The organism is Kutzneria sp. 744 (assembly GCF_000568255.1).
Taxonomy (GTDB): domain Bacteria; phylum Actinomycetota; class Actinomycetes; order Mycobacteriales; family Pseudonocardiaceae; genus Kutzneria.
This window is the reverse complement of sequence record NZ_KK037166.1, coordinates 11,374,545-11,379,785: the sequence shown is the minus strand read 5'-3', so window position 1 is coordinate 11,379,785 and position 5,241 is coordinate 11,374,545. Positions and strand designations below refer to the sequence as shown.

Annotated in this window: 3 protein-coding genes; 1 reads left to right on the top strand and 2 read right to left on the bottom strand. The window is 67.4% G+C overall.

Going from position 1 to position 5,241, the window contains the following annotated elements:
* Both KUTG_RS62765 and KUTG_RS60195 read right to left on the bottom strand, forming a co-directional pair.
* A partial coding sequence (locus tag KUTG_RS62765; RefSeq protein ID WP_304413679.1) for a magnesium chelatase domain-containing protein occupies positions 1–478 on the bottom strand: 478 nt, incomplete at its 3' end.
* Positions 479–602: 124 nt separating this feature from the next.
* Positions 603–1,322, bottom strand: coding sequence for a hypothetical protein (locus tag KUTG_RS60195; protein ID WP_157495404.1), 720 nt, complete (start codon positions 1,320–1,322; stop codon positions 603–605).
* Between the two features lie 2,041 nt (positions 1,323–3,363).
* On the opposite strand from KUTG_RS60195, the gene KUTG_RS64985 reads away from it, so the two are divergent.
* Positions 3,364–5,241 (top strand): hypothetical protein (locus tag KUTG_RS64985; protein ID WP_232241390.1); only part of this gene is annotated, 1,878 nt, incomplete at its 3' end.

The following is a 5,241-nucleotide window of genomic DNA, read 5'->3' as shown; positions in this document are numbered from 1 at the left end:
AGGTCGCGCCGAGCACGTCGACCTGGTCGACGAGCGCGGCCTGGTCGAGGTCGGCCGCGGGCACGATCACCCGGCGGATGCCGAGCTCGGCGGCGGCCTGCACAGCGGGCAACACACCGCGGGTGGGGCGGAGGCGGCCGTCCAGACCGACGTCGCCGAGCACCGCGGTGTCGGCGAGCCGACGGAGGTCGGCTCCGATGGTGGCGGCGAGAACCGCGGCGGCCACCGCGGCGTCAGGGGGCGGCGTGGTACTCGCCGGTGCCACGTTCACCTCGACGTTGTGCCGGTTGCGGTGGCCGGCGTTGGCCAATGCCGCGTGCACCCGGTCTCGAAGGTCGCGGGCGTCATAACGGGTAGCGCCGGTCAGGGTGATCACAGGCGGGCCGTCGACGGCGGTGGCGGTGACGGTGACGGTGACGGTGACGGTGAGCAGGTGCCCGGTCAGACCGTGCAGGGACACGGTGTGGACGCTGAACATCACGGGATTCCCTTCGGTAGTGGCCGCGGTCGGCGGTGATCGGTCAGGCATCGGCCACAGGCCACCTGCCGTGGCGGACGTCTTGGTGGCGCTCGTAGATGGCGACGCCGTGATCGTGGCTGTGTCAGCCCCCGGCGTTAAAGGTGGCGAAGCGGTCGCCGGTCCCGGTGAACACGTCCATGGACGTGTTGGGGCCAAGGATTTGCGTCGTCGCTCGCAGTAGCGTCCGCATTATGGTTTCGGCGTCGGGGTTTTGGGTGCTGACACGCACCGTGTAGCGGCTGAGTTCGCGGGACTGCTGTTTGCTGCCAGGTTCGCTCGGGTCACCGTTGAGGAGTGGAGGGGCAGGCGCCGGCACTGCGGGACAGGGGGTGTCGGGACGCGAGCCTGCGCCTGCTGTCGACTCGTCGCTCGTGGCGTGGTCGGCGGTCAGGCTCTCGGGATGCGGAGTCTGGTCTGTGACACGGGCTTCGGTGGTGGGTGTGGTGTCGGGTGGCAGGTGGTGGGGCGCCGTATCGGGACTGATGGTGGCGCGGGAGGGGAATGGGAGGATGGTCATGGTGGTGGTGCCGTCCTGACAAGGTCGGTGTGGGTGGGGAATGTGGTGAGGTCGTTCCTGGGGCAAGCCAGCCCGGGCGGCTACCAATCCGGCTTCGAGTGGACCGGCGACCGCAGTCTCGCGTCCGATATGACCAGTGGCGTGACGGTTCAGGACGACCACCACCGCGATGGTGTTGTCGCTGTGGCCGCGGTGCTCATCCATGTCGTTCAGGTCGGCGTCGGCCCAGCCCTCGGCAGCACCGTCGGGTGGCGGCCAGAGTGAGGGCGACGGTCGCGGCGTCATGGTGCCTGCTGATGCCATCGGAAGGCAGGCCGCGACCGGGCGGCGCGGGAGCCGCGTTCAGGGGGCCTGTGAGACCGGGCCCTTCTCACCTGCCGCATCGTTGCGCCACGTGCTGGCTCAGCGGGAGGCTGTCTATCCGCACCAGGTGGCGCATCGCTGGCGGATCAGGTGCTGGCTGCGATGCCACAGCCTCCGGGGCCGCCACCACCACGGAACGATCGCTACGCCAAACGTGTGAAAACTTGCCAGGTGGCTAGTTTGACGTTCTGTGACGATGTAAACGTGTCAACTACGTTCGTCGACGTAGGAGGGCTACGGCCGGCTACCGAGCGTAGCAGCCCGAGTGTGTGGCCTGGTCAATGCGACCGCCACGTGACCGACTCGCGGCGCGACCTGGATGGGGGCAGGCAATGAGGGACACATCGTCACAGTGGCAGCAACAGCACGCCGCAGACCACACACGGTCCAGGTGCCGGCTGGCGAGACGACGCAGACCGCTCGACCAGAAGCGCCCGAGTACAGCCCGCAGCGCGCATTCTCAACGACGCAGCCATCGCTGCTCGCATCAGCCTGTGCGCACCGCACATCGACCCAGGCAGCACCGCAGACGACGACCTGGCAAGGCGGCTCCCGCCGAACTCACAGAGCACCAGGTGGCCGGCCGACCAACAGTCGAGCGGTGAGCGGAGCGCTGCACCCACCGCCTGGATGATCCTCTGCCAATCGTCCACCGCAGAACAGGATTGCCGCGTCGTCACGTCGTGACGACATCGACCACAGCATCGTTCCCGGGAAACCGGGCGACGATGCCGTTGCCGCGCGGCGATCGTCGGGCCGATCAGCGACGGCGCATCCCGCGATGAGCGCGCGCATCAGATCCCTGGCAAACAGAATCGCGCATGCCTCATTTTTTGCCTGGGCGGACCATGCATTGGCTCACAACCAAGAATCCGCGTGACGATCCGCTATGACCTGGCGCCCCACCCAAGGAGGATCTCATTCTTCGTCGCCGCATCCAGGCTGACTCCTACCGTGAGCTCGGCGCCCGGCGATCCGGCCGGTGCAGGCCCACGGTGGCACCGGACCCAGAGCAGGACCGAGCTGTGCTAGTCGCAGACCGCACCGATACTGTCGCTGAGACGGGTCTGAGCGCGGCCCGGATTGCTGTTGGCGCTCTTGGTGCGCACGCCGCCATTCCCGCTGTCGGGATCGTCGGTGTGCGCACCCGCGCTGCCGCAAGGCCGGCTGTAACGCGGCGTCGCCACTCCACGTGTTCCGCAACGTTCGCGACGGACTCGGACACCGGCTGCACACACATCGGGGCGGTCCCCGTAAGGGGACCGCCCCGATGCTCCAGTCGTGGACGATGACCGGCCTTGGCGCCGGACACTCCGCGGCTTCCTGAGGCCTCCCGGGGCCGACAACCCCTGGAACCTCACCACCTCACCCGGTGACATCGGGATCGGCTTGGCCTCACAGAAAGGCCCTAGTTCGTGTTCACGGTAACCCGTGGGTGCGACCATGTCCACACGCATGTGGCTGTGGCGCGCCCCATTTCGCTCACATGGATTCGCGTCAGTTGCGCCAACGGTGTCGCAGCGGGAGCCTGCGGCAACCGCAGCGGACACCTGAGGGATGACCCGAGTCGCGCACTGGCGCAGGACTGCCGAAGCGTCTGGTCGCCCGCACTCGGCGGCGCGTCGAGATGAGTGCGCCGCACCGTGTGCCATGTGATGCGGACCGCGACCTTCTCTACAGGCTGTTCACCACGGAGCTGTCGCCGCGGCTTCGCATACGCGTTGACCACAGTGGACAGCACCGCTATACGGACGAGGCCCGCGCAGACCAGCCACCTCGATCCCCACACGCGATCTATTTGACGGACACGCGGCATCGACACCGTCTGATCGCGCTGGACCTGGACAGTTCTCGGCTCGGCTCGGCCGCTGTGGCCGAGGATCTGCGTCGCGTGCGAGGGTGGCTGACCGAGGCAGGCATCCACCACGTCGTTGCGTGTTCGGGGCCCGATGGCGGCCGACACGTGTGGTTCTCGATTCCCCAGGGAGCTCCGGCGGCGCTGGTCGCCCGATTCGCGCGGGCGCTGCGAACTCTCCTGCCCACGCTCGACCACGGAGTCCTGCTCAACGCGAAGACAGGCGCCGTTCGTCCGCCTGGTGCGCTGCATCGCAGCGGCGGCCACAGCCGTTTGGATCCGGCCGTGCACGGCAACGGTGGCGTGGTGACCGCCTCCCAAACCCGGCGGGCAGCTCGGCTGCTCCGGCGTCACGGCACCACGTGTGCAGACCTCGAATACCTGCTGCGGTCTTTGCCCACACTGGACACCGGGACGACCGCGGAAATCGCGGCCCCCCGCTCGCACGTTCTGACCGATGCCGAGAACGTGCCATATCTAGCAGGCCAGCCGCGTGCACTGAGCACGGCAGCCGCCGCCACACTGCACGCTCCTCTCTCCCCCACCGCGGATCGCTCCGCTGTTCTGTGGTCGGTCCTGCTCGCGGCGGCAGTCGCACGATATCGACTCTCCGATGTGCGTGCGTGGATCGCGGATCCCGGGGCACACGCCATGGAGCACGCCCGGTCGCAACGCTGTCCCGGCGAGCCACACCCGCGACCGCGCACGGTGGTGGAGCAGGAGACGCTGCTGCGCCGCCAGTGGGAGCGCGCAGTCGACACAGCGTCCCGATTGCCCAGCAGTGAGCGCCGCACGGGACGTGAGGACCTCCACGCTCGCATCGAGGAGATCACCACCGTGGTCGCCGGCGTACTCGCCCAGGCCGCGCAACTCCCCGAGCGGTGGGCAGGCCCTGGAGGTCCGGCCGATCACGCTGTGCTGCAGGCGTTGTGCTGGATGTGTCTGCGTTCGCGCCAGCTGGAAGTCGACCTGGACGTCCGCCGGTGGGCAGAGATCGCCGGCCACAGCCGGTCAACCGTGTCGCGAGCGGTGGCGCGGCTGGCCTCCCTCGACGACGGCGGGCATCAGTGGCTGGAGTTGGTCGCGCCAAGCCGCGGCACCCGGGCAGCGCGATGGCGCCTGGTGCGCGCACACACCGCCAGTCTGTCCGCTGTGGACACAGGTGGGACACAAGGGGAACCCGCCCCCGGCTTCGATGCGGTTTGTAGGGCGGGTGGTGGCGTTGCGGTGCCAGCGCGAGCGCAGGAGCTGTCTGGAGATATGTCTACACTCGTCACTGAAATGATAGTGTATGAGATACGCGTGGCCGGAGATGACGTCCAGCTTCACAAGCGGATGATCGCTGAGATCGCGGCAGAGCTGGCGCACACTCGCGACGACGTCTGGACGTACCGCACAGGGCTTGGTCACCACCTGAGCCGAGTGCTGTGGACGATCCAGCGAGGCGCCAGCAATGAGGACCATGTGGCTCAGCTGACCGGATACAGTCGCGAACGTATCGCGTCATATCTGGGGAAACTTCGGGCCGAGGGCTTGGTCAGCGGTGTGTGCCGGCTACGTCGCATGGGGTCGTTGCGCACGGTTGCCCATCGATTAGGTGTGCTCGGCGCGGCAGCTCAGCGGGCTCACGAACATCTGATTGATCGCGAGCTGGCCGCGTGGTGGCGGGACGAGCTTGTCTGGCGCAACCGTCGCGGCAAGCGCAAACCTGGCGCCAGCCGCGCCGCGCCAGCGACACAGCTCCACCTTGCTGTGGGAGCACGGCCGGCGCCGCGCACGAAGTTCGGGCCCTTCCCCGCTAGAGCGGAGGGCTCGCGCTCGGTGCTCCTATTTTTTTTTGCGGGTCCGAGGAATATGGTTCAGGGGGCTCATTCCACCCTAAATTATTCCAATCCAACCCTCAAAAGTAAAAAAGGCGGGGGGGGCCCCCCCCCTTTTTTTTGGGGGGGGGGAAAATACTTTTTTCTTTTTTTTTTTTTTTTTTTT

Excerpts from the sequence above, each read along its gene's own strand:
- KUTG_RS60195 (WP_157495404.1), bottom strand. The coding sequence starts at position 1,322 with ATGACGCCGCGACCGTCGCCCTCACTCTGGCCGCCACCCGACGGTGCT.